Source organism: Bradyrhizobium sp. USDA 4541, from assembly GCF_024171085.1.
GTDB lineage: Bacteria > Pseudomonadota > Alphaproteobacteria > Rhizobiales > Xanthobacteraceae > Bradyrhizobium > Bradyrhizobium australafricanum.
In genome coordinates, this window is the sequence record NZ_JALJZF010000001.1 from 4,240,963 (window position 1) to 4,266,223 (window position 25,261).

Consider the following 25,261-nt stretch of genomic DNA (forward strand, 5'->3'; position numbering starts at 1 on the left):
GTCTGGTCCGCGTACTCAGAAAATTTACTTTACTGATCAAGCCCTCGCAATTGGCACAAGGTTTGAAGGAAAGGGGCATCGGCCGCAGTCGCTCGCGGAGACCGAGGCTGCAACACCGCGTCTTCGGCTATGGCATTTCTTGCAATGATACGAGCTACCACATGGAGTCGGTCTCAATTGCACGTCACAAAGCCTGCCCTCAATGTAGCTCCGCATTGGTCCACCTTGAGTGGCATGAACGCGTCGGTGCGCGGGAGGTCCAGTATCTTTGGCGCTGCTGGAACTGTAGGAACGAATTCGTCACCGTTGTCAATTCTGACGAGAAGGATCCCCCTGTCGCTGAGATCACGAAGCTATTCTTTACCAGCCTGTTAGTCTGATCAATGACGCCTGAGCCGCTGGCACTCGCATCCGAGCGGCACTTGGCTTGCCAATCCAGATTGGGAGCGGAGGGTCGGTTAGAGGAGAACGTTTCGACCTCAAGCTGGTCAGTCTATGTTTGCGCCGGGTTGGCAATACGTCTGTGCGACCTTCCCATCATAGACGTAGTTGGAATGTCCTTATGAAGCTCCTACGTGCAATCGTCGGCTTGGCCATGTTAACAGTGGGATTGTACGTTGTCATCGGTGAACACTTCGCTGGAACATCGGCGGACGCAACGCTCAATGCTCGACTCAACATCGTTCGCGCCCCAATCGAAGGAAAAGTAACGCTTGCGATAAAGAGCATCGGTGCGCGCATTAGCCCCGGAGAGCTCATAGCAGAAATTAACGACCAACGCTTTGATATCGCGAGGCTACTCGAGCTCGATCGCGATCGCGCAAACCAGCATATCGAGCTCAACCGTCTTCTTGGCCAGCGAGAGGCCTTGTCGGCATCCAGGTCTCGCTTCGATACTCAAGCTACTGAATACCAGCGTGGCAGGGTTCGGCAGATCGAGGCCCGAATTGCTGAAACCAAAGCAGCTCAAGACGCTGCGGCCGCGCGCCTTCGTCAAGCTGACGCAGAATTCAAGCGAGCAAACGAACTGAGCACGCGTGGTGTACAGACGGCGGCGAATCTGGATCGCGCTCGCGCAACTTACGACGTCGCGCAACAAGAACTGGAGAGTGCGCAGCAGCGAGTAAATTACCTAGAGACGGAACTCACGTCCGCTCGCGACGGCGTCTTCATCGGGGAGTCGTATAACGACGCTCCCTCCTCGGCTCAACGTATCAGAGAGCTCCAGCAGCGACTGGCCGAACTAAATGTCGACAACGAACAGGTGAAAGCGCGTATTGTCCAGCTCGATCGGCAAATCGATGCCGAGCGTCTTCGTGTCAATAGTCTGAGCTTCGCTACGCTTAATGCCACCGTCGTTGGTCTAGTCTGGGACATATTAATAGACGATGGCCAATATGCGCGGCGCGGCCAGGATCTTGTCAAGGTCGTCGACTGCAATACGCTTATCGTCACCGCGGGCGTCAGCGAATCTCTATACGATAGTCTTTCGGTGGGAACGGCCGTACAATTTCGGTTGTTTGGAGATGATCGCATTTTCAATGGGACCATAACCCGCCTTGGGGGATCCGGTGCAGCTTCACTCTACACCAATCTTGCGGTTGGTCCGAGTGCACAACATCTCCAGCGCTTTGATGTCACCGTGACTATTTCAGACCTCGCAACAGAGCCAGATCTCACCTGCGCAATTGGGCGTACTGGACGCGTTATCTTCACAAGTGGCCCAATCGCTCAATTCCGTCGGTTTTTTACGCGGTACGGATTCTGATGCTTCTGCTGTCACCAATCGCTGCTGCCTTCGCAGGCGCCGCTTTCATAGGTGGCCTCTGCTTCACTGTCTTTCCGTTGCTTAATCCGATGAAGTGGTATTGGCGCACTCTCGTCCTAGGGACGGCTGCTTTACTGTCTTGGCGTTATACGACTTGGCGCTTCAGCGAAACGCTGGCGCCGCTCGACTGGACTGCTGACGCGTTGTTCAGTTGGGGATTCGCCGTGCTCGAAGCTCTGACCGTGCTGTCGTCTACCATCGCATTTTTTATATTGTCGCGGGTGAAAGACCGGACGGCCGAAGCAGACCAGTACTCCGAATGGTGGCTGCCGGGAGAAGCGCCGCACGTTGATGTTTTCATCACGACGTACAACGAGCCCTCGGAAGTACTCGAGCGCACGATCGTTGGTGCGACGGAAATCCGCTATCCACGCCTTCGGATTATCGTTCTCGACGACGGTGCCAGAAACTGGGTGCGGCAGCTTTGCGAACTGCACGAAATCAGATACCTCGCTCGCGCGAATAAAGAGCACGCTAAGGCAGGGAACATCAACCATGCACTTCGCGCGCGCGCTCGAGATCCCGCACCGCCAGCCTTTGTTGCTGTACTTGATGCCGATTTCGTTCCCCATGCGGACTTCATCGAGCGGACGCTAGCGTTGTTTCACGAGCCAAGCGTGGCGCTCGTGCAAACCCCGCAGCACTTCTTCAATCCCGACCCGATCCAACACAACCTGGGAATAAGCACCGCATATCCGGATGAGCAACGTCATTTCTTTGACAACGTTGAGCCGGCGCGGGATGCTTGGGGCATCGCCATCTGCTGCGGAACCTCATCCGTAATGCGGGTCCAGGCCGTCGAGCAGATTGGCTGGATTCCGACGCAAAGCGTAACCGAGGACTTCCTGCTCACGCTTAAGCTCGCGGAAAACGGCTGGCAAACAGTGTATCTTAACGAGCCCTTAAGTGAAGGCTTGGCTCCCGAAGGGCTGAAAGAATATATCACTCAGCGTGGACGGTGGTGCCTTGGTTTGATGCAAATCGTCCGCAACTCCTATAGCCCCTTTGGCATGCGCAGCCTTGGTCTGATGCATCGAATCGGCATCGTTGATTCCTTGCTCTACTGGATCAGTACCTTTCCCTTCCGGCTTGCCAGCCTGATTCTCCCTCTCTTGTACTGGTGGTTCGGCATCACTATCGTGAACGCGTCATTGGTGGACATCATCAAATATTACGTACCGTATTACCTCATGGTTCTGATGTCCCTGAACTGGCTTTCAAAGGGGTTGTTTGTCCCGCTTCTCAACGATACGGCTCAGCTGATTGCGGCCTGGCCCATCAGCCAGGCGGCTGCTCTCGGGTTGCTGACCGGAGGATCGCATAAATTCTCGGTGACGGCCAAAGGCGGCGACCGAACCAAAGTAGTTGTTCAATGGACTTTGATGCGACCATTTTTACTCCTGCTCGGACTGACGATCGGCGGCCTGATCGTGCCACTGAACTCCGATTTCATCTTCAATACGTCTGCGACAGCCGGCGACGGCACGGCTGTCGTGATGTTCTGGACGGTTTACAACATTCTGGTGTTGCTCGTGGCGGTCGTGGTGTGCATCGAACGACCGCGATACGATCGACCTCAGCGCCAGATCCCAGAACCGATCACCCTGGTGATCCAAGGTGAGAAGCACCGCGGATGGCTTCTTAATCTGGGCCGAGGAGGCGCGCGAATCAGTGGTCCGTCCGGACTATCCACCGGAGCAGCAGGGAAGCTCAACCTGCCTGGAATTGGCGGAGTAGACGCGCATGTTGCTGCGACAACGCGTGACGGCTATCGACTTAAGTTCTCTCCAACTCCCGCGCAAAGGGCGAAACTTATCAAGAAGCTTCATACCGAATCCGTCATGCCAGGAGCCGATCGGGGAAACATCTGGCAAATGATCCGGGAGTTGGCGCGAGCTCTAACGAGGTGAGGAGCGCGAGATGCCTAAAAGACCTAGCCTACTTTCCTTGGTGTTCTGTGGAGGCGCCTTGCTCATATTGGTCCCTGCGATGGTGACCGCAACGGTCTACACGGCTTTGCTACAGCAGCGGGGAGAGCAGCTGCAATTCGACGCGTTAAGGATTCGCGGCGAATTAAGCTCCGCGCTGCTGGCACGCCGGCTCTATGGCGTCTGGATGGATGTAGCTCGGTCCGCTCAGCTCATTGACCTAACGGATCTTAAAAATGCACGGGAACAAATAGACTTCTTGAGCCGCCTTGATGCGCGCTACGCCTGGCTCGGCGTGGCGGATATTGAAGGGACCATTCTTGTGGCTAAAGACGGCATGCTCGAAGGAGTGAGCGTTGCACAGCGACCCTGGTTTAGGCGGGGCCTTATCTCGCCGACGGCTATCGATGTCCATGCTGCTCAATTATTGGCCACCCAGTTGCCCGCAGCTCGTGAGCCATATCGGTTTATCGACCTGGCTGCGCCGTTGCACCACGCCGGCTCCGTTGCCGGAGTCATCGGCGCTCATCTTGACTGGAAATGGGTCGCAGAAGGCATGGACTCGTTACAGGTACCCGGCATTGACGTGCTGCTGCTTTCGGGTGATCGAACCATCCTATTTGGTCCGCCGGATCTCATCAACAAGCCGCTTAACATCGGCTCCGCGCTTGCGGCTAGCCGCGTCACGACTGCGTCTCTACGCGAACGCTGGCCTAACGGCAGGGACTACTTCACGGTGATCGTTCCGACGATCGGCTTCGCGAACCTTCCAAGCTTTGGCTGGTCTCTTCTGGTTCGGCAGAGTGCCGACGAGGCGCTTGCGTCCACCCGTGATTTGATACGATCGTTCTGGATTAGTTTCGGTGCTTGCGCCGCTGCCGCACTGGCGCTGCTCTTAGGTGCGGCGCAGTGGCTGAGGACGCCTATCGGCCGGCTCTCGAATACAGCGGAAGCGCTCGTGCACGACGCGTCCGCGCGCCCGCCATACCCGGAAACACGATTTAATGAAGCGGCGAGGCTCAGTGACGCTCTAGCTCGAATTCAGTCGAAGCTGATGGGCCACTCGGGTCACAATTGGACCCAATCACCGGATGGAGACGACTAGCTGAATGACGAGAGACTGTTTAGATAAATCGAAGTTTTGTATCGAAAAGGGATTTCTGGTTCATCGCAGCCACCGGTATCATAGACGAAACAGAACTCCGATCGGTATCGGGCGACGAAGCTTGCCACTCCGTGCCAGTATGAAATAGGAATGCGCGGGGCGTTGCGACGATAGCGAGCGTGGCCCATGGCACCAGCACCGCCAACACCCCAAGCGCAATAGGGCGTGGATCACCACCTTAATGATAGTCCAACCCATCCTGCTGATTTATGCTCTGCCAGCCATAATGGGGTGTCCACCCATGTCCATCAGGATAGTTCTCAATAACACGCCTCACCCAGCAAGGCGGCCTTCACCGGATCGTATGCCTCCTCCAATCGGTGGTATAGAGACCGTACCGACAAAGGGCGGAGAACAAACGCTAAGGGATATCCGGCGTCACATCCGCTTACTTCGGCCGGATGGATAGCGACGCTCGTGATGATCGTAATCGTGGCCCCCATCGCCGCCGTGGCGGCCCGGCTCATCGCGCGGCGAAAGCTGAGTCGATTTGACACCTGAAACCTGCGAGCCCCGATGCTTGCCAAAAGAACTACGGTCATCAAGTATGCTGCAACGGATGCGTAGTCTAGGCGCATTCATAGCTCGATGAGGCCACGCTCGGCGGCAATGCGGCGAGTGCTGACTTCAAGGTAGAGACCCGCACGGGTGGCTTGCTCACGAGCCCGAGGCCTTTGCCCTAGTAGCCGTTGGAGCCGTGACCTACGCCATTCCTCCACGCGACGAAGTCGTCCAAGGACCGCCGGCTCCACTACAACACAGAGCCGCTTCTTCCTCGTCACTTCGGCTGCTCGCAATGCTCAACTGCCCGTTCGACGCCGGGATGTTGCAAACTCTGGGCTTAGAGGTCGGAGAGCTCATCGTTATGCACAAAGACGAGATTGATCCGATTAGTGCGCGACATCGGCGTCATTTCCGGCATGTCCGATCCCGTTCAACCGCGTCGAATTGACGACATGCATGTCCGAAGCCCCACAAGCGGTTAGCTGGCGTGCGCTGATAGCGCGCCGCTTCTCCCCCTCGTCTTTCTCGAGTGATCTGGCACGTAGGCTGCTGAGCCTGGTATGGCTTGGTCACTTATCGAAATGACCCTCGTGAGGGCCAAACCTTGTTAGCGGCGCCACGGCGTGCGGGCGATCCAGCAGCCGTCCGCATGCGTTCGGGGCGCGTTGGCCTTAGCCGCTGTACCTTGGTTGCTCGCTGTTTGTATCGACTCCTGCACAGCGACCGTGTGGCACGCGAATTGCTGAGAGGCTTACGGCTCGGTTGTTTTATCCTCACGCAACCCCAGACAGCCAAGCTTGACGATCCAACTTAGCGCGGATGGATCCTCCCGATCCCCGCGCGCTTTTTTTCGTATCGGTAGGTCGCGCGGTTCGCAATGCCGCCTCGGGCCGGAAGCGGTCGCGCAGCGCGGCAAGATCGGGTAACTGTCCGGCGTCCAGATCCATCGCGATCGCCTCGGCGAGGTCTGCTTCGCAGGCGCGCTCGTGAGCCAGCGCCAGAAGCTCGACCGTCACCTTGCAGGCGCGCCGGTCATCACCATGCTCCCGCAAGGTCTCGAACAGACGTTTGTAAGCTGCACGCGGGAAGAGTTGGTCGCGATAAACGAGATTGAGGAGCGCCATCGGCTTGCGCCGCAGGGCATGGATGACATGCCGGTAATCCACGACATGACCGCCCTGGCTCTCGGACACAGGCCGACCGCGCCGCAGCGTCACGACCGGTGTGACGCCAAGGAAGCATTCGAGCCGGTCGTCGAAGATGCGCACACGCAGGCGATGGCCGATCAATCTTGAAGGCACGGTGTAGAACACGCGCCGCAGGATGAAGCCGCCTGACGACGTCACCGGGATCACTTTCTCCTCGAAGTCGGTCGTGCGGCCTTTTGGCAGCGGCGCCAATGCCTCCTTCTCGAGCGCGATCGGCTTGGCGAGGTTGGCGTTGCGCCGGCCGACAATCTCGTCGACAAAAGCCCGGTACGCATCGAGACTGGCGAAGTCGCGCGTCCCCCGCAGCAACAGCGCATCTTCCAGTGCCCGCTTGAGATGGCCGTGCGCGCTCTCGATCGAGCCGTTCTCATGTGCGATGCCCGCATTGTTGCGCGTTGGCGCCATGCCATAGTGGCCCATCAGCCCGGCGTAGCGCTGCGTCAGATCCTCCCGTGCGTCGGCGGCCAGATTGCGGAACGCTGCCGACAGGCTGCTGCGATGCTCCCGCGGCACGCCGCCAGGCGCCCACAGTGCGTTCTGCAAGCCCTCCGCCAGGGCGACGAAGCTTTCGCCGCCGAGCACGACATGGGCATGCTCGAAGCCGGAGAACGCCAACCGGAAGTGATTGAGCCGGTGATCGAGCGGCTCACCCGCGATGGTAATACCGAGCGCGCTCACGTCGGTGAAGTCGGACAGACCCAGGCGGCCGGGCTCGTGCTGCTGGCGGAAGATCACGTCCTGTTCGGGGCCGTTGAGCGCCCGCCAGGCGTTGATGCGCCGCTCCAGCGTGCGGCGGATGTTCGGGGTCAGGTCAGATGCCGTCGGCGCAGCTCGTCCAGCCTCGCGTCCTCTGCTGCTGCGGCATGTTTCTGCGTCTGGGGTTGCTGGGCCGCCGCGTCCAGCTTGCGAGACCGGCCTTACGATGGGAAGCTGACAGCCCGCGACCATCTGATCCCGATCGGGCATGAAAGCAATTTATTGCGTGCTGGGGGAGCTGGCCCGGCCTAGAAGCGCGGCAAAGTGGAGAGCCGGACGTGCAACCAACCCAGATCGAGCTATGCAATGACGCGACCATACTTGCGGTGACCTGGCCGGATTGCGGGACCCGACAGGTCGATGCGGGGGCGCTGCGCCGGGCAAGTCGCGCGGCTAGCGAAATCCGTCGCCAGATCGACGACATTGAACTGGCGCTCCCGACCGATCTGCACATCGCGGCGATCGAACCAATCGGAAACTACGCCCTGCGGCTCCATTTCTCCGATGGGTATGACCGCGGGATCTATCCGTGGTCGTATTTGCGCGAACTCGCCGGACAGCAGTCTGCCTGAGGCCGCAACATGGATGAGATCAAAAGTGGCCTGACCGAAGTCGTCTGCGACGTGCTGGTGATCGGCGGGGGTACGGCTGGGCCGATGGCGGCCTACAAGGCGAAGCGTCACAGTCCGGGCGCGCTCGTCGTTCTGCTCGAGAAGGCCAACGTCAAGCGGTCTGGTGCGATCGCGATGGGCATGGACGGGCTAAATAACGCGGTCGTCCCAGGCTACGCGACGCCGGAGCAGTACACCAAGGAGATTACGATCGCCAATGACGGCATCTGCGATCAGGCGCCGGTGTACAAATATGCGTCACGCTGCTTTGAAATCATTCAGGAACTCGACGGCTTTGGCATCAAGTTCCAGAAGAATGAGAACGGCGATTTCGACGTCAAGAAGGTTCACCATCTCGGCTCTTACGTGCTGCCGATGCCGAACGGCGATACCGTCAAGAAGGCGCTTTATCGCCAATTGCGTCGCGAGAAGGTGCTGATCTCGAACCGCTACATGGCGACACGGCTGTTGACCGGACGCGACGGACAGATCGCCGGTGCAATCGCCGTCAACACCCGCAGTGCCGAGTTTCTGGTGTTGCGTGCGAAGACCGTCATCCTGTGCGCCGGTGCCGCGGGCCGGTTGGGCTTGCCGCAATCGGGCTATCTCTGGGGCACATACGAGAACGCGACCAATTCCGGCGACGGTTACGCCATGGCCTACCATGCCGGCGCTGCTCTCGCGAACCTCGAATGCTACCAGATCAATCCGTTGATCAAGGACTACAACGGTCCCGCCTGCGCCTATGTGGCCGGTCCGTTTGGAGCCTATACCACCAACAGCGAAGGAAACCGCTTCATCGAGTGCGACTACTGGTCGGGACAGATGATGCAGGAGTTCTACAACGAGCTGCAATCCGGCAAGGGACCTGTATTCTTGAAACTCAATCACCTCCACAGCGAAACGATCGGCAAGATCGAGGCGATCCTGCATCAGGTCGAGCGGCCGACGCGCGGGCGTTTTCACCAGAACCGCGGCACGAATTATTGTGAACGTATGATCGAGATGCACATTTCCGAGATCGGATTTTGCTCCGGGCACAGTGCCTCGGGGGTCTATGTCGACGAATTTGCGCGTACCACGGTGCCGGGCCTCTATGCGGCCGGCGATATGGCAAGCGTGCCGCACAATTACATGCTCGGCGCCTTCACCAACGGAGCGGTCGCGGGCGAGCACGCGGCGCAAGTTGTGGCAAACATCGATCTCGCCGACTATGATGCGGCCGACGTCGTGCGCGAGCAGCAACGCGTGCTGGCCGCGACAAGACGGGAGGATGGCATCCCGCCAAACCAGCTCGAATACAAGACGCGACGCTTCGTGAATGACTATCTTCAGCCGCCGAAAGTGACCGCGAAGATGAAGCTGGGGCAGGCGCGTTTCGCCGAAATCCGCGAGGATCTGGAGAGCGCGATGGTGGTGCGTGACGCGCACGAGCTGATGCGTTCACTGGAGGCGGCGTCGATCCTGGATTGTGCCGAAATGGCGGCATCTGCGTCGCTGTTCCGTACTGAGAGCCGCTGGGGGCTCTATCATCACCGCGTTGAATATCCCGAGAAGAATGATGACGACTGGTTCTGCCACAGCATTCTGCGCAAGCGGGACGGACGGATGATCGCAGAGAAGCGGCCGGTCGCGCCCTATATTGTGCCAATCGACGAATCCGAGCGCTCGGCCTATGACCGCCAGCGCATCCGGCGGCACGCCTAGAGAGAAGGGGACGTCGCATGCCAATTGCTCATACGCCAACCGCTGTTCCAGTTATCGTTGACGAGGCCAAATGCATTGCCGACAAGGGATGCACGGTCTGCGTTGACGTCTGCCCGCTGGATGTGCTCCGGATCAGCGATCTCACCGGTAAGGCCTACATGAAGTACGACGAGTGCTGGTACTGCATGCCCTGCGAGACCGATTGCCCGACCGGCGCCGTGACGGTCAACATTCCCTATCTGTTACGCTGACATGACCGTGTTCGAGCCATTCGAAACCTTCGGGGATCTCGGGGAGATTGCTGAGCGGCTGGCGAGTGAAGATCCATCGGTGCGCCGATTAGCGGTGCTTGACCTCGTGGAGACGTCGAGTGGCGAGGCGGTTCCGTTGCTGGCGGGTGCCATCCTCGACGCTGAACCGATGGTCCGCCAGCAAGCCGCGCAGGCCCTTGGGGAGTTTGACGGCATTCAGGTTGCCAAGGCTTTGATTGGCGTGGTGCCCGACCCCGTGGCGGAGGTCGCGCAGGCGGCCGCTGACAGCCTTGCCGAGCTCCGCGATCCAGAGACGAGTGGCGTCCTCTTGGCGTTCGTCACTCACCCGGCCGCTTTTGTGCGTGCTGCGGTTTTTCGGGCACTGAAGGCACTGCAGGTCGATGCATCGCTGGGTCCCGCGATCACAGGGCTTGGTGACGACAATCCCGGCGTGCGCGTGCAGGCCGTGGGAGTAATCGGCTATCTCAAGAAGACTGAAACGCTGCCGTCCTTGATCGGCGCAACGCGAGACAAATCTGCTGATGTCAGGCTCGCCGCCGTCAACGCGCTGTCGTTCGCTCGCAACGAGATCGCGGCTCAGGCCGCGGCAACCGCGCTCTCGGATCCGGAGTGGCAGGTCCGGGCCGCCGCGGCGGAAGCGATTGGGCGGATCGGTCAGGTGTCAGCCGCTGGCGCGCTGGTCGCCTCGCTTACCGACCCATATTGGCAAGTTCGTCAGAAAGCGCTGCAGAACCTGGGCGGGCTAGGGGTTCGGGACGGGATCGAAGCCATCGTTGCCTTCCTTGACGACGAGCTGCCTTCGCTGCGCAAGGATGCCGCCGCCGCGCTCGGCGATATCGCCGATCCCCGCTCGCGCGATTATCTGGCGCGGCATACTGGCGATGCGGACCCCGATGTTCGAAAGACCGTGATCTGGGCACTTGAACAGATTGGCAGCGGATGACTAATCCTTGAACAGGATGTTCTCGAGAAGATCGAGTCGCCGGATCCTTATGACGCCGTCCTCGATCGCGATGATGCGCTTGGTCTGGAACCGCTTCAGCATCATGGTGATCCACTGACGGGTCGAGCCAACCATCGCGGCGATCTGGTCATGCGTGACCTTTCGGTTGATGAGGACTGTCTCGCCGTCGGCAAGTCCATACAGCTCGGCGAGATTCAAAAGATATTGAGCGAGCCGCTCAATCACCGAGCGGGTGCCGAGCATCTGCGCCATCGATGAATAGCACTTGCCCTTGGCGATGAGCCCATCGATCAACGCCAGTGCGAAAGTCGGCATCTCGGCCAGCATTCGTTGAAGCGCGGGGCTCGACAAGGCCAGGATCTCGCAGTCCTCCATGGCGACGCCGGACCACATGTGGGGACCGCCACCGGAGATCTCGGGACCTCCGATGAAGTGGCCAGCCGTCCAGTAGGCGAGGGTGATCTCCCGGCCGGATGGTGCGGTGTAGTAGACGCGGACCTGTCCTCGCCTGATGATGAAGATGCCGTTGTGATGCTCGCCCTGGCTGAACACCATTTCGCCCTGCGCGGTGAAAACGGTGCGACCGGCGGCCAGGACTTGGGCCTTCTGTTCGGTGGACAAGCGATCCAGGAACTGGGCGCCGACGTTGAGGCCGTCGATGCTCTCGCTCATGAAAAATGCGGAGTCGCTGGCCGTTGCGTGCGGTCCGCTGGAGACAGCAAGGCTCTTCCTTGTTCGATAGCTGCCGTCCACGGAGAGGCCTGTCTGCACCATCGGAGTGCGTGAGTAGCCTTCGGAAGCTTCCTTGATTGTGGTCATTGCGGCCCGGATATCCTGCGCTGTCGTCCCCTAGCTAAGTGTGAGGAGATCGCGAAGTCCACCTATTTGAATGCCCGTCAACGCACTTAGCAAAGATGATGCGAGAACGACATTCCGCTGGAATGGATTAACTGCGGATGCAGCTGGCGTGAGAAAATCATTTGAAGCGCTCGCCCCGCGTCCTAACGCGCGCCTTCCGGCGACTGACCTCCCCACCGCGATGCAAGTAATTGCTTATGTGATCGGCGCGCCGGCTCAATAGTTTCGTTCCGCATAATGCGGCGGCTGCTGGCCGCTGCCGATCTATCGTTGGAGACAGGCCAATGCGTTCGTTCGATCTTGTAAAGGTGGCGGCTGCGGTTGTTGCCAGTGTGTTGGGCTTAACCGGCGTAGCGCAGGCCGAAACGATCCGAGTCGCGGTTGGGACCCAGGACACGACCATCAATTGCGCGACCGGCGGCCTGTTGATTCGGGAGCTGAAGCTGCTGGAGAAATTCCTGCCGCATGACGGCAAGTACAAGGATGTGACGTACGACATCCAATGGAAGAACTTCACGAGCGGCGCCCCGCTGACCAACGAAATGGTCGCCGGTAAGCTGGACTTTGGCGCGATGGCGGATTTTCCGGGTTCGCTGAACGGAGTGGCGTTCCAGAAGGCAGGCCGCCGCAGCCTCTTCATCAGTGTCCTGTCCGGAAGCACGAAGGGCAGCGGCAACGGCATCGTGGTGCCCTCGAACTCTCCGGTTCAGTCGATCAAGGATCTCAAGGGCAAGACGATTTCCGTGCCCTTCGCATCGACGTCACACGGCATGTTGTTGCGCGCAATCGAGGCGGAGGGCTGGAATCCAGAGACGGACGTCCACATCATCACCCAGGCGCCTGAAGTCGCGGGTCCCGCGCTTCAGGCCAACAAGATCGAGGCGCACGCCGATTTCGTGCCGTTTGCCGAACTGTTCCCCTGGCGCGGATTTGCCCGCAAGATCTTTGATGGTTCACAGGCCAATGCGCCGACGTTTCACGGGGCGTTGGTCGATGCAGATTACGCGGAAAAGTATCCGGAGATCGTCGTTGCCTATCTGCGTGCCGCACTCGAGGCGAATCGCTTGATTGCGAACGAACCGGAGAAATACAGCGATCTGATCGCCAAGGTGACCGGTATCGAGGCGTAAGTCGTCTATCTGTTCCACGGACCGCTTGGCCTGCAGACACGTGACGTGACTTGGAAACCCGAATATCGTCAGGCAGTGGCGACCTCGATCAAGACGCTGACGCTGTTGAAGCGTGCCGATAGCGACCTCGATATCAATCAGTTCGTGACCGACAAATACATCCGGGCGGCCGTTGCGGAAGCCGGCGGAGACTACGAGGCGCAGCTGAAGGACTACGGCCAGCTTGGTCTCAAGGCCCAAGATGTGACGACCGGCGCCAGGATCACGGATTTCAGTCGTGTCGCTCAGATTTGGGTCAAGGACGAGCCGCTCGTTCAGCACTTCAGTTCACCGGAGGGCGCTTTGACGGCTCTTGCAGCCCTGGAGAAGCAAGGCAAGGCGATTCGCGTTATATATGTCCAGGATCGCGAGACCGGCATCAAACTGTTCGCAAATCAGGCGTGGTTTGTGCGGTCGCCAAAGGGAGAGCTCAGTGCGTTCCTGCTGAAGGATGGGGCGGAACGGTGGTCGAAGGCGCATGGTGGCGTAGTCGTGGACTATGCCGGCGCGCGGGAATCGCTCGTCGCGAGCCGGTGAGCAATGACAGCCGCACGCACCGCTGGCCAAGTGCCATGGTCACGCTGGCTGGTTCGGGGTCTCTCGATCGTCGCTTGCATCATGCTGTGGCAACTCGCCTCGGCTCAGCACCTGAGCCTAAGCTTCGTGATATTCCGCAATGGTAGCAGCCTGTGGAGGGTATTCGCTGGATATGGTGCAGCGGTCTTGTTGGGAATTGGCTTCGGCTTTGCGATCGGCCGCTCGCGCGCCGCAAGCGACCTGTTGCTGCCGCCACTCGAGCTGTTGCGGCCGATCCCGGCGGTGGCCTGGATACCTCTCTCGATCCTGATCTTTCCGTCGTCGGAAATGTCGATGATCTTCATCACATTCATTGGCGCGTTGTTTCCTATCATTCTCAACACCGTGCATGGTGTTGCGAATATTGACCAGCGGCTGGTTGCCTCCGCTCGCAGTCTCGGCGGCACACCGACCGCTATTCTGCGCGAGATCGTACTGCCGGGTGCTGCGCCGAGCATCGTGACCGGGCTCGCGATCGGCATGGGTACATCGTGGTTCTGCCTGGTCACAGCCGAAATGATCTCCGGCCAATTCGGCATTGGCTACTACACGTGGGAGGCTTACACGCTGCAGAATTATGCCGATATCATCGTCGGCATGCTCGTGATCGGGCTGCTTGGTATGGGCAGCAGCTGGCTCTTGACGACATTGGGACATTATCTGATGCCGTGGCGACAGCCGGCGGTCGCATGATGAACATTCGGGTATCTGATGCTTCTACGAGATCTGTTGGGCGTATCGGCATCGAGCGTGTTTCGATCTCGCTCGGCGACGGTGCCGACGCCTTTGAGGCGGTCCGCGATCTCCATTTTGCAATCGGGCCGGGTGAACTGGTTTGCGTGCTCGGCCCATCCGGCTGCGGCAAATCCACCTTGCTCGGTGCTTTGGCAGGCCATCTGCCGGTAACGGGCGGGCGCTTGACCGTGGATGACCAGACAGTTCTTGGTCCGAGTCCGGATCGCGGAATTGTATTTCAGCAACATACGCTGTTCCCGTGGAAGCGTGTTCGCGACAATGTCGCGTTCGGTCCGAAGATGCGCGGCCTGGGCAGGAGCGAGCGGCATCGGGCCGCCGACGAGATTCTGCGGTTGGTCGGCCTCGAAGGCTTCGAGCACTTCTATCCTTCGCAACTCTCCGGTGGGATGCAGCAGCGTGTCGAGATCGCGCGTGTTCTGATCAACCGGCCACGTGTGCTACTGATGGACGAGCCATTCGGTGCACTGGATGCGCAGACTCGCAGCATGATGCAGGAGGTTCTGCTCGACATCTGGACGAGAATCCCAACAACGACGATCTTCGTGACGCACGATATTGAGGAAGCGCTGTTTCTTGCGGACCGCGTCATTGTCATGAGCGCCAGACCGGGGCGGGTCATCGAGGATATCCGCCTCCCGTTCAGCCGGCCGCGCCGGGCAGAGCTTGTCACCGAGCCGGATTTTGTGCGTCTGAAGCGCTGGATCCTCGATCTTCTGAGACCGCCGGATTGCCCGGAGCCGCTGGCCCGGTTGAGCCCGCTTGGGATCAGGTCGGGATGAGTGAGACGCCCAGCCGGGCGACGAGGGCGGCGCATTACTTGCGGATATCGGGAATCGCTATGATCTCCCAGAGCCGTGCGCCTGAGCGGGCCTATTGCGAAGAGGCGCTGTGAGACCTACCCATCGCGGCCGATGATCGCACAGTTGCGATCGGTCTTGATGCCGATGCAGAGCGGGTCGATGTGCGATAGGCCCGGTCGAACAGGCCGCACACGGCCCGACTCGGCGTAGCGCACGGATCCTCGACGATGCCGGTGCAATCGACGAACACCTGCATGTCGAGGATTCTGGCATTTGTCGCGCCGGCGATAGTGGATACGGACTCCATCGTCGTTTGGCGCGACGCTTATCACCCTGGCCGCCATCAGGCACGATCGACAGTTCTCAGCATTTCGCCCTCATACTGGAGGCGCCGCTCCGCCGGATTGGATAGATCTCGATCTGCACTTTTGAGAGACGAGCGCTCTCTCGAATATCCCAAATGGGACTGGCCCTTTACGACTCTCGGTGCACCCAGGAGTGAGACCATTGCTGCCCTTTTGTATCGCTTTCCGCTGGGTGAAGCGCGGAGGACGCACGTGTTGGTCGATCCTTTTCCTCAAATACCTGGATTTCATCGGGGAAGATCCCCTCAATCAGTCCGCCATGAATTCTCGGGGGGCGACTATCCGCAGTGCGCTCGAGATAATGACCGCACTGCGATCTGACGTTGAGTGCAGCTCAGTCCTCGTTGCCGGCGATCGATTCCATCAGCGACACTAGCTGACGCTGGACGGTCTGATCCTTGATCGTGCTGTAGGCGCGCAGGAGCCGCAGGCTGAAGGCGCTGTCGAGGAACAGCAGGCTCTCGACTTCGCGAGCCTTGTTGTCGCCGTCGTAGAAGAAGGTGACCGGCACATCCAGCGCGCTCGCGATCTGCTGAAGGCGGGCGGCGCCGACGCGGTTGACGCCCTTTTCGTACTTCTGGACCTGCTGGAAGCTGACGCCGAGTTTGTCGCCGAGCTCGGCCTGCGAGATCTTCTGCTCGACACGGCGCAGGCGAATCCGCTTGCCCAACTCAATGTCCGGCTTGCCGGCACTGCGCTGCTTCATCTTCTTTGCTGCTGATCTGTTCATTCTGGTGGATCCTTCAAATCGAGATCCCTGGCCTTCTAGGTCAGGGGCCGTCCATGGTGTACCGCATTAAATCCGTCTGGATCGTCAGTTGGTCGTAGAAACCACGGCAATCCAGGAAGATCACGGGATGGTAGTCCAGACGCATTTACGCGCCGGAAGCAGCTGCCAACTACCTAAAGTCGATCGCGCCAAGGATGCCTCGCGACACTTTCGCCCTCCACATTTGGCAGAATATTGACCATACTGCAACTATCGCGAGTTTAATTGTCACTGATGTTGATGTGGCGCAGCCGCAGTCCCGTATCCCCACGGGAGTCTCCAACGTATGCTAGTTCTGTGCATTACGGTGAGCGCTTGGGCTTTAGAGAACAGGCTGCAGAACAGCTCGTCGACACAGACGCCGATAACGCAACAAAAGCTGACAGTTTGGTTGCCCTGGCACCGACATGTTACGAGTCGCGTTCAGCTCGGTCGGCCCAACGGTGAGGGGCTCCTGGCGGATGTCCTCGCCAGCGATCAAGCTTCGCCCTCGATAATCGTTGGCGGAGCGTACGTCGGCGCACAGGGTCGGGTATGAACGCATCCTTGATCTGCCAAATCAGGGCAAGGTTCGGACTAACGAACTCGCGATCAGTTAAGCCATGATCGCGAAGCAACGACGGATTTTGCGTGGAACATTCCAAAAGGCGCGCTCCACTCGCCGCGCGATGAGGAAGGGCAAGAGGGCATCGCGTATCGAAGTCTCCTCATTGTCGCCGCCTGGCATGCTGGCTCTCCACCTTTGCGACCGCCAGCGCTCATGCTACCCACGCCAGATATTGCTTTGTGCTGGGTGCGGATGCCGATTTCGATGCGATCAAATGAAAAAAGCAGAAGGAAGCGGCGTCCTCTTTGCCGGTCCGGTGGCTGTTACCCATCAACAACACCGGCTGAGTCGATTGAAGGTCCCGCTCGCTGCCGAAAAGCCGTTCGGTACAGACACCTCTTGTAAGAACCTTGGCCGTCGTCGCGACCATGTAATGGCATTGCGGCAGAGACGACCTCAGCGGTGCCGCGAATGCGCTGAGGGCCAGATTGATGTCAGGAAGATCGAGGGCCAAACGCGACAAATCAGCTCGGCCTATTCCTGTTCGTACCGACGAGCCTATTCAACTCGGAGATCTTCAGCGGAAACCTTACCCGAACGGCCGCTCTTCGGTTCATAGCTAATGCGGGCGCCGTCCGCGAGGTCGTCATGGCCGGCTTTCTCAACGGCACTAATATGCACGAAGACGTCCGGTCCCCCATCGTCTGGCTTGATAAAGCCACATCCCTTGGTCGGATTGAACCACTTCACAGTACCCATCGCCACTGCAGTATCCCCAGTTTGAAGCCAGTCAATCTAGCCGAGATGTGAGGCTGACATCAAGACGAGTGGCTGGGAGGCTCTTCGTTTCAGTCGTCGGAGCTGATCCGAGCAGGACGTCGACAGGATCGAGCATAGCGGCTTGGGTGCACTTCGCATCAGCTTACGGCAGTTGAGGCATCGATCATTGGCCGTTTGCGGATCGCGAGTACCTCGGCATCGTACGTTTCGTACTAATCTGCACTCATCGCGACGCGGACAGCTGGCGAAAGAATTCCGAAAGTCCGTATCGCCGCTCGGAGGAGTTCATCCAGGTGCTCAAAGGTCTCTGGACGCAAGACCGTTTCACCTTCAAGGGGGACTTCTACAGCATCAACGACGCCTGGCTAAAACCGAGACCGATCTCGCAGCCACACCCGGAGATTTTCCAAGGGGGCAATTCCAAGGCCGCGCGCCGATGGCCGCGAAATACTCCGATTGGTATTTTCTCAATGGCGCCACGGTGGAGGGCGCCAAGCAGCAGATCGACGAGGTCCGCGCGCTCGCCAGGGCGGAAAGCCGCACCGTCAAGTTCGGGCTCAACGGCTTCGTCATCCAGCGGCCGACCGAGCGGGAAGCGCTCGAGCAGCTCGAAGCGATCATCGCCGGCGCCGACCCCGAGATCGTGCAGGCCTTCGCCGACCAGGTGAAGCAGGCCGGCGCATCGACAGCCGAGAAGATCGGGATGTGGGCGGATTCGAGCCACGCCAACCTGGTCCAACCCAACGACGGTTTCAAGACCTGTCTGTTTGGCCCGCCCGAGCTGATCGCAGAGCGTATCCGCACCTATGAGGGCATCGGCGTCGACATGATCCTCTGTGCCTTCCTGAACTTCACCGACGAGTTGCCGGCGTTCGGCAGAGAATTTCGCTCTTGAACCGGCCAAAGCCAACCGAACCGTCGAGCCTGCCTGAGACGACTGCAAGATGTAAAAAAAGGATGATCTGCATATAAGCCAACCAAACGGCAAAGCGCGGCAAACTCAAAAGCGCATGCACACGGCGCTTAGCCGAGAGCCGCAGGAGCAGCGATACGGCCGAGCATGTCAGCGAGGCACGCCTGCGGAACCTTTGAGACAACTTCCAGCCCAGAGACCTTCGGCATTCTCCATCACACCGCGTAAGGCGGCATTCGCCGGAAACTGAGCGCGACCAAGTGTCGATCAACTATCCTTTCCTCGGCGGTTTAACTCTCCTCGGTGGTTTAAGAGGCGGGCGCTTACGACCTTCATGCAACGTATTTGGAGCTTTGGCGCGTTTGGAATGCTGAACAACCAATTCGAATGGATGAACACCCAGCGCGTCGGCGATGCGATCGAGGATATCAATTGTCGGGCTTTTCGATTGCCGCTCGAGGCTCGCCAAGTAGGAGCAGTCAATCCCAGCCTCATAAGCCAGCTTCCGCTGCGAAATACCGCGATCCACGCGGATCCGACGCACATTCAGGGCCACAAGAGCACGAGCTTTCATGCGCCCATCATGTCTGCGCCCGGATATTTAAACCACTGGCTATAATCCAACTATTTGGGTCGACACACGATCCATCCAGCACACCGCATGATCGAGACATAGGAACGCTCGCAACGCGATCGAGCAAGTGCTTTATAAGAGGTTAGAATCTCTATGGGGAACCTGTAGGAACACTATAAAAAGCCCACAATCTCCAGCGATCCTTGCCAGCTTGAGCCGGGAAACTGCTATGCCATTCGACGCCGCCCCGAGCGATCCGACCCTGACCCCGTATGACCGCGAGCACGCCGTTACCTACATGCGTCTGTTGGATGCAGATGCGGACGGTGCCGACTGGCGGGAAGTCGCGGAGGTCGTGCTGCACATCGATTCCAAACGCGAGCCGGAGCGCGCCCGCCGCGCCTATGAGAGCCATCTCTCCCGCGCCAAGTGGATGAGCAGACACGGTTATCGGCAGCTCTTGCGGAGCGGCTGAACTTAATCTTCGATCAGGCCGCGCAGGACGGCTTCCGCGCGCATAGAGACGGCCATGCAATGCCGCGCGGCCTTGGTGGACTTGGGCCGATCCGGATCATTCTCGGCGATATCAGGATCTGCGAGAAGGCGCTGCAGTCGTGTTCGGCGCCAAGCCTGCACGCGACGTAGGCGCGGCAGAACCGCTTGCTTTACCGCGTGGGTCTGTTGAAACTTCCTCGCCATCGTTATTCCTTGCGCCGTGAGTTGCGAGATGAGCGCAATTTCCGGCTGCGTCGAGGGATAGCGAGCTGCGTGCATCCGGCGCGCTGGTGAAGGCGCGGCTGCTGCAGAGCTTCGAGAATTGCGACATCGCACATGCGCCGCTGCGCGCCGAAAGCGGTATAGAGGGGGCATCGCGCCTCCTGATCGGCGTGCGTCGCTCCGAAGTTGTGCTTGGAACACGGCCACGCGCGACGATCTCCTTGTCCGCGAAGATCGTCGACCAGGTAGGCAGGCCAGGTAAAGGTTGCAAGGCTCTTTGACAAAACCGAAGCGATTGGCCCGCTCGCACGTCCGAGGCGGCAGCCGCGTTCAATCATACGTTCGGCGTGCTTGCACGGTAGCTCGTGATTTGGGTTGCGAGGCCGGACTGAACAAAGTTTGTCGTGAATCTCCGATCGCCTCGGCCATCGGGAAAATCCCTAAGTTGAAGCGCGCTGCTAGTGTTTCTGTCCCGTTAGTTCGTAGCATAATAATTGCGTGTGTTTAGGGTGTCCCGATCGAAGGAGATACCCGATGCGCACCCGACGCCCGAAGGCCTTGCTGACGATTTCCAGCGACGAGCGCACGCAGCTCACGGCCATAACACGGTCGCGGTCGCTCCCTGCGGCGCCGACGCTGCGAGCAAAGATCGTGCTTGCCTGCGAACGTGAGCCGAGCAACGCCCTCGTGGCGACGCGGCTTGGTATACACATACGATCGGCAAATGGCGCAATCGCTTCATCGCAAGTCGATCGAGGGTCCCTACGACGAGATGCGTACCGGCAGGCCCCGCACGGTTGAGGATGAGGCTGTGGCCGAGCTGATCACCAAGACACTCGCTCGCAAGCCCAAAGCCGCAACCCATTGGAGCGTGCGCGCCATCGCCCAAGAGACGGGAATTGCCAAAACCACGGTTCATCGCCTGTTCCAACTCTTCGGTCTGCAACCTCACCGTACCCGCAGTTTTAAACTCTCGACCGATCCCTTCTTTGTCGACAAGTTGCGTGACGTCGTCGGGCTCTATCTCAATCTGCCTGACAAAGCTGTGGTGCTTTGCGTCGACGAGAAGAGCCAAATTCAGGCTCTCGAACGAACCCAGCCCATGCTTCCTATGGGGTTCGGCTACATCGAGGGCGTCACCCACGACTACCAGCGTCATGGCACGACCACCCTGTTCGCCGCCCTCAACGTGCTCGACGGCGAAATCATCGCTCAATGCAAACCCCGCCATCGCCACCAAGAGTTCCTCACCTTCCTGCGTCACATCGAAGGTAACGTGCCGGACCAACTGGACATCCATCTCGTCGTCGACAACTGCGCCACCCACAAGCATCCCAAGGTCAGGGCCTGGTTCGCCCGCCGGCCGCGTTGGCACATTCACTTCACGCCAACCTACGCCTCTTGGCTCAATCAGGTCGAACGCTTCTTCGCGCTCATCACCCAACGCGCCATTCGGCGAGGATCGTTCGATTCCACCACCGACCTCATCACAAAAATCGACCGCTTTATCCGCACCCACAATGCAAATTCACGTCCCTTCGTTTGGACCGCTACCGCGGATTCCATCCTGCAGAAACTCGCGCGACTTTGTCGACGAATTTCCGGGACAGAACACTGGTCTTGAGCGGCACTTGCTGCAAGGGGCACGCGCTTGATGCGCGTTCGTTTTGAGAGACTGCCGATTCCGGCGGAGGGCGGTGAGCCCGCGCCAAGTTGGCTTCAACGTGACCGATTCCACCGGCACGAGTTTTCGGAAACAGTTGTTGGCGATCAGCCGTTCAGGGGCCGTAGCATCCGACGGCCGACGTCGCTGCCTGCATTCTTCCGGGAGATTTGAAGTGCCGTCTCCGCCGTCGGTCTGGTCGGTGATCCCGCGTCGAAATCACTGGATAAGACGGAATGCAACGATTGAGACCTGAAAATGTCGGAATGCGGACAAAGCGAGCACAAAGTGGTGCTAACTGTCGAGTATTCGCTGGCACGAACAATGCACACCCTCGACGTGCCTGGGGCACCTTCCCTCCCTTAGGCATGGCTACCATCGCAAGTTGAGGCCGTGGCTGGCCAGTGAGGTTAGCGGCGCGTGACATAAGGCAGGGACGGCGCCTACTCGGCCGATACCGACGGACGTCTTGTCACGTCGCCGCTAACTTTCAACGCTGTGAACAGCGTGTTTGTGATCCGCGTAGAATTTGCGCGTCATAGAGAGAACAGATTGATCCGGGCGGCAGGTGAAAAATGGCAAGAAAACGCGCGCGGCCTGGCCCGTGGGCGCGACCAGGCTGGTATGGCTGGCCGATTGGGAGAGCAGTGGTGGCCGGCGCGGCGATTGGCTTTGTCGGAGCTGCGGCTGCGGCGACATGGGCGGGTGCGCCGCCGGCGCCGGGCATGTGCTGGTACTATACCGATCCGTCCAAGACGCAGGACTTCTGGGATTACTGTCCCCGATAAGCGTATGCGGGTGGACCGCCATCTTCCAGATCGACCTCGGGCGCGCTGAGCCTCCGCGGGATATTCGGACCGACGGGATGGTCTGGATTCCGGGCGGCACGTTCCGCACGGGCTCCGATCATCATTATCGGGAGGAAGCCCCGTCGCACCGGGTCAGGGTCGACGGCTTCTGGATTGACCGTACCCCGGTCACCAACGCGCAGTTTCGCTCGTTCGTGAAGGAGACCGGCCACATCACGGTGGCCGAGACAGCACCGGTTCCGGCACACTATCCCGGTGCGCTGCCGCATATGCTTTACGCCGGCTCGCTGGTGTTTGGGCCGCCGCACCGGGTGCACAACCTGCGGGACTTGGGCCAATGGTGGACCTTTATGCGGGGCGCAAACTGGCGCCGTCCTTACGGTCCGCGCAGCAACATCGATGTGCTCGGCGATCATCCCGTCGTCCACGTCGCATATTCGAACGCGCTCGCCTATGCCAAATGGGGAGGCAAGGAACTCCCCACTGAAGCCGAATGGGAATTCGCTGCACGCGGTGGGCTCGAAGCCGAGGAGTACGCCTGGGGCAATGCCCTGTCGCCCGGCGGCAAGCACATGGCTAACATTTGGCAGGGCAGCTTTCCGATCCAGAATCTCTGCGAAGGCGGCTTCGATCGCACCTCGCCGTTGACTGCATTCCCAGCGAACGGATACGGCGTATGCGACATGATCGGCAATGTCTGGGAGTGGACCGCCGACTGGTGGTCGGCCCGCCATGAGGCCGACGCCGCGAAGCCCTGCTGCATCCCGCAGAACCCGCGCGGCGGCCGCGAGGCGGCGAGCTACGATCCCTGCCAGCCCGCTATCAGGATTCCGGGCAAGCTCCTGAAGGGGGCTCGCATCTCTGTGCGCCGAACTACTGCCGGCGCTATCGCCCCGCGGCTCGGCAACCTGAGCCGATCGATACGTCAACCAGTCACCTCGGCTTCACTGCGTGGTGCGGTCGCCCGTCCCTTCTCAACCACCGCAAACGCCGTCTGAAAAGTAGAGGAAGTGTTGAATGAGCAGCGACAACGACAAGACCGTCGAAACGGAGCAGGTGATCAACCCCAAGAATAGCCGTTTCCGTGCGACCGTTCGTTCCTCCCTTGTTCTTATGCTGTGCGACCTTTTCCAGGGCCCGCGTCAAGGCGCGACAGCCGCCGACATGACCGATGCCTCCTCGCCTGTTGCGATGGGCCAGCGTTCAGTAAGGAGCTGACAGTGCCCGGCACCGGTGAAGCGCATCACTTGGGTCTGTTCCCGCCGACCAATGAAAGCACCCGCGCCGCTTTCGTCTACGCCATGCAGCGCGCCATAGATCACGTGATGGAAAGTTGGGACGAGCAATCTGCTCCGACCAGCGGCATCAAGTTTGACCAGCTCCAGCACCCGCTGGCGTCGCTCGAAGTGTGCCCGGCCGCGGGCCGCGGTCTCGATGCCGTCATGCTGGAGGTGCGCGAGCGGATCATGCCGCACTTCGTCTCAGTCTCGCATCCTCACTATGTCGCGCATATGCATTCCGCGCCGATATTGCCGTCGTTGGTTGCGGAGTTTCTGATCAGCGCGAGCAATCAGTCGCTGGATTCGTTCGACCAAGGCCCATCCGCAACGGCGTTGGAATGCCATGTGGTGCGCTGGCTGAGCAATCTCGTGGGGTTCGGTGCGGCCGGTGATGGCGTGTTCACGAGTGGAGGAACGCAGGCTAATCTCATGGGGCTGATGCTGGCGCGAGATCACGCCCAGGCGAACGAAAAGAATACTGTGAGGATATCCGGCTTGCCGGTCGAGGCACGGGCGTGGCGCATTCTGTGCTCGGAGCTTGCGCACTTCTCAGTCGCCAGAAGTGCCCACATCCTGGGTCTCGGCGAATCCGCGGTCGTGCCGATCGAGGCCGAGCGCGATGGCAAGTTGAGCGCGGACCGGCTCGACCGAGCGATACGGTCCGAGACCAGTCGAGGTCATCGTCCGATCGCGCTGGTGCTGACGGCCGGCACCACCGAATGCGGCTCAATCGATCGAATCGAGGAATGCACGCGTGTGGCCCACGGCGCGAACGTGTGGGTCCACCTGGATGCTGCCGCCGCCGGCGCGCTGCTGCTGAGCGATCACGCGCCGCTTTTGCGCGGTGTCGAACTCACCGATTCCGTCTCAATCGACTTCCACAAGCTGCTGTTCCAGTCCATCAGCTGCGGAGTCTTCATGGTTCGCAGGCGTGCGACGCTGTCGATCCTCGACCGGTCGATTGCTTACCTCAGCCCGAGCGATAAGGCCGATAGTCTCGGACCGAATCTGGTCGGGAAGTCGTTGCAAACGACGCGCCGGTTCGATGCCTTGAAGGTGTTCATGTCGCTGCGGGCGCTCGGCAGGGAACGTGTGGGCGAACTGCTCGACCTGATGCTTGAGCAAGCGCAATTTGCCGCGGACGAGATTGAGAAATCGACGGAGCTCGAATTGCTGGTCCGGCCCGAAACCAATGTCGTATTGTTCCGGTGGCGACCAGCTGGGCAGAGCCTGCCGGACGCGCTCATCAGCGAGGTCAATCGGCAGCTTCCTGGCCGCCTCTGGAATGATCGAATCACCGTCATCGGGAAGACAGTTTACCGGGGTCTCGCAGCTCTGAAGCTGACCCTGCTGCATCCCGAATGCGCGAAAGAGCGGGTCATCCCAGTGCTGGCCGCGATCGAAGCCAGCGCGGGCAAGCTCGGCGCAGAGTTGTGGTCCGGCGCTGATCGTCTGGACGAAATGCTATTGGTCGGAGCAGGCAGTGACGGCTCATGACGGTCTTCTTGTCGAGCGGGTAAATTGGGGCGACGCCCGATATGAGCATGCACGCCGGCGGAGTTCGAAACTTCGGTATCCCCAAGCGGTTTGCGACCCCGGACGACATAGCCGCGGGATAACGCGACGCGTGTCCAGCGCCTGACAGAAGGCTGGCGGGTGGACGTTCGAACGACAGGACAAGACATATCGCGCCAAGTGCCGTCTCCTGATCGATGTTGCCGGGCGAGGGGCGCGCCGGTTCA

19 protein-coding genes and 5 pseudogenes are annotated in these 25,261 nt (G+C 59.7%); 17 read left to right on the forward strand and 7 right to left on the reverse strand.

Annotation, left to right across the window (positions count from 1 at the left end; genetic code table 11):
* Positions 1 to 562: 562 nt before the first annotated feature.
* From J2R80_RS19875 to J2R80_RS19885, 3 genes are all read left to right on the forward strand, one after another.
* Complete coding sequence (locus tag J2R80_RS19875; protein WP_253639230.1) at positions 563 to 1,768, forward strand: HlyD family secretion protein; 1,206 nt, start codon at positions 563 to 565, stop codon at positions 1,766 to 1,768.
* A complete protein-coding gene (locus J2R80_RS19880) occupies positions 1,768 to 3,738 on the forward strand; it encodes a glycosyltransferase (protein WP_253639231.1) in 1,971 nt (656 codons plus the stop codon). The genes J2R80_RS19875 and J2R80_RS19880 overlap by 1 nt, the downstream gene beginning before the upstream one ends.
* A gap of 79 nt (positions 3,739 to 3,817) precedes the next feature.
* Positions 3,818 to 4,861: a hypothetical protein gene (locus tag J2R80_RS19885; protein WP_253639232.1), complete on the forward strand. Its 1,044-nt coding sequence runs from the start codon at positions 3,818 to 3,820 to the stop codon at positions 4,859 to 4,861.
* A gap of 1,442 nt (positions 4,862 to 6,303) precedes the next feature.
* Here the strand turns inward: J2R80_RS19885 and J2R80_RS19890 are convergent.
* A pseudogene (locus J2R80_RS19890) lies at positions 6,304 to 7,469 on the reverse strand (IS21 family transposase); the annotation flags it as partial.
* Positions 7,470 to 7,667: 198 nt separating this feature from the next.
* Between J2R80_RS19890 and J2R80_RS19895 the strand changes: the two are divergent.
* From J2R80_RS19895 to J2R80_RS19910, 4 genes are read left to right on the forward strand one after another with little or no spacing between them, the layout of a single operon-like run.
* Positions 7,668 to 7,961: a gamma-butyrobetaine hydroxylase-like domain-containing protein gene (locus J2R80_RS19895; RefSeq protein ID WP_253639233.1), complete on the forward strand. Its 294-nt coding sequence runs from the start codon at positions 7,668 to 7,670 to the stop codon at positions 7,959 to 7,961.
* A gap of 9 nt (positions 7,962 to 7,970) precedes the next feature.
* Complete coding sequence (locus tag J2R80_RS19900) at positions 7,971 to 9,707, forward strand: fumarate reductase/succinate dehydrogenase flavoprotein subunit (protein ID WP_253639234.1); 1,737 nt, start codon at positions 7,971 to 7,973, stop codon at positions 9,705 to 9,707.
* A gap of 17 nt (positions 9,708 to 9,724) precedes the next feature.
* A complete protein-coding gene (locus J2R80_RS19905; protein WP_027584110.1) occupies positions 9,725 to 9,958 on the forward strand; it encodes a ferredoxin family protein in 234 nt (77 codons plus the stop codon).
* Between the two features lies 1 nt (position 9,959).
* On the forward strand, positions 9,960 to 10,922 hold the full coding sequence (locus J2R80_RS19910; protein ID WP_253639235.1) for a HEAT repeat domain-containing protein: 963 nt from the start codon (positions 9,960 to 9,962) through the stop codon (positions 10,920 to 10,922).
* Here the strand turns inward: J2R80_RS19910 and J2R80_RS19915 are convergent, their stop codons facing one another.
* Positions 10,923 to 11,615 (reverse strand): Crp/Fnr family transcriptional regulator, encoded by a 693-nt coding sequence (locus J2R80_RS19915; RefSeq protein WP_253639236.1) that lies wholly within the window; start codon positions 11,613 to 11,615, stop codon positions 10,923 to 10,925. It abuts the gene before it with no gap.
* Positions 11,616 to 12,085: 470 nt separating this feature from the next.
* On the opposite strand from J2R80_RS19915, the pseudogene J2R80_RS19920 reads away from it, so the two are divergent.
* The 3 genes and pseudogenes from J2R80_RS19920 to J2R80_RS19930 all read left to right on the forward strand — a co-directional run bounded on the left by J2R80_RS19920 (position 12,086) and on the right by J2R80_RS19930 (position 15,081).
* Positions 12,086 to 13,507: pseudogene (locus J2R80_RS19920) on the forward strand (ABC transporter substrate-binding protein).
* A 3-nt stretch (positions 13,508 to 13,510) separates the two neighbouring features.
* A complete protein-coding gene (locus J2R80_RS19925) occupies positions 13,511 to 14,239 on the forward strand; it encodes an ABC transporter permease (protein WP_253639237.1) in 729 nt (242 codons plus the stop codon).
* A complete protein-coding gene (locus tag J2R80_RS19930; RefSeq protein ID WP_253640997.1) occupies positions 14,239 to 15,081 on the forward strand; it encodes an ABC transporter ATP-binding protein in 843 nt (280 codons plus the stop codon). The genes J2R80_RS19925 and J2R80_RS19930 overlap by 1 nt, the downstream gene beginning before the upstream one ends.
* Positions 15,082 to 15,801: 720 nt before the next feature.
* Here J2R80_RS19930 and J2R80_RS19935 read toward each other — a convergent pair.
* From J2R80_RS19935 to J2R80_RS19945, 3 genes are all read right to left on the reverse strand, one after another.
* Positions 15,802 to 16,197, reverse strand: a complete 396-nt coding sequence (locus tag J2R80_RS19935) for a helix-turn-helix domain-containing protein (protein WP_253639238.1) — start codon at positions 16,195 to 16,197, stop codon at positions 15,802 to 15,804.
* A gap of 797 nt (positions 16,198 to 16,994) precedes the next feature.
* Entirely contained in the window at positions 16,995 to 17,306 is a 312-nt protein-coding gene (locus J2R80_RS19940; RefSeq protein WP_253639239.1) for a hypothetical protein, read from the reverse strand.
* A gap of 35 nt (positions 17,307 to 17,341) precedes the next feature.
* Complete coding sequence (locus tag J2R80_RS19945) at positions 17,342 to 17,548, reverse strand: cold-shock protein (RefSeq protein WP_253639240.1); 207 nt, start codon at positions 17,546 to 17,548, stop codon at positions 17,342 to 17,344.
* 308 nt (positions 17,549 to 17,856) lie between these two features.
* Between J2R80_RS19945 and J2R80_RS19950 the strand changes: the two are divergent.
* Positions 17,857 to 18,458, forward strand: a pseudogene (locus J2R80_RS19950) (LLM class flavin-dependent oxidoreductase).
* Between the two features lie 289 nt (positions 18,459 to 18,747).
* On the opposite strand, the gene J2R80_RS19955 reads toward J2R80_RS19950, so the two are convergent.
* Positions 18,748 to 19,050 carry a helix-turn-helix domain-containing protein gene (locus J2R80_RS19955; RefSeq protein ID WP_253639241.1) on the reverse strand — a complete coding sequence of 101 codons (303 nt, stop codon included), beginning with the start codon at positions 19,048 to 19,050 and terminating at the stop codon, positions 18,748 to 18,750.
* Between the two features lie 229 nt (positions 19,051 to 19,279).
* Here J2R80_RS19955 and J2R80_RS19960 point away from each other — a divergent pair, with 229 nt between their 5' ends.
* Positions 19,280 to 19,525 carry a DNA -binding domain-containing protein gene (locus tag J2R80_RS19960; RefSeq protein ID WP_253639242.1) on the forward strand — a complete coding sequence of 82 codons (246 nt, stop codon included), beginning with the start codon at positions 19,280 to 19,282 and terminating at the stop codon, positions 19,523 to 19,525.
* A 2-nt stretch (positions 19,526 to 19,527) separates the two neighbouring features.
* On the opposite strand, the gene J2R80_RS19965 is transcribed toward J2R80_RS19960, so the two are convergent.
* Positions 19,528 to 19,749, reverse strand: coding sequence for a hypothetical protein (locus tag J2R80_RS19965; protein ID WP_253639243.1), 222 nt, complete (start codon positions 19,747 to 19,749; stop codon positions 19,528 to 19,530).
* A gap of 86 nt (positions 19,750 to 19,835) precedes the next feature.
* Between J2R80_RS19965 and J2R80_RS19970 the strand changes: the two genes are divergently transcribed.
* The 5 genes and pseudogenes from J2R80_RS19970 (at position 19,836) to J2R80_RS19990 (ending at position 25,016) form a co-directional block, all read left to right on the forward strand.
* Positions 19,836 to 20,048, forward strand: a complete 213-nt coding sequence (locus J2R80_RS19970) for a hypothetical protein (RefSeq protein ID WP_253639244.1) — start codon at positions 19,836 to 19,838, stop codon at positions 20,046 to 20,048.
* A gap of 253 nt (positions 20,049 to 20,301) precedes the next feature.
* Positions 20,302 to 21,391, forward strand: a pseudogene (locus J2R80_RS19975) (IS630 family transposase).
* A gap of 904 nt (positions 21,392 to 22,295) precedes the next feature.
* Positions 22,296 to 23,260: pseudogene (locus J2R80_RS19980) on the forward strand (formylglycine-generating enzyme family protein).
* Positions 23,257 to 23,457: a hypothetical protein gene (locus J2R80_RS19985; protein ID WP_253639245.1), complete on the forward strand. Its 201-nt coding sequence runs from the start codon at positions 23,257 to 23,259 to the stop codon at positions 23,455 to 23,457. The pseudogene J2R80_RS19980 and the gene J2R80_RS19985 overlap by 4 nt, the downstream one beginning before the upstream one ends.
* A 2-nt stretch (positions 23,458 to 23,459) precedes the next feature.
* The gene (locus J2R80_RS19990) at positions 23,460 to 25,016 is read left to right on the forward strand and encodes an aspartate aminotransferase family protein (RefSeq protein WP_253639246.1); all 1,557 of its coding nucleotides are present in this window, start codon (positions 23,460 to 23,462) and stop codon (positions 25,014 to 25,016) included.
* The last annotated feature ends 245 nt before the right edge of the window (positions 25,017 to 25,261 follow it).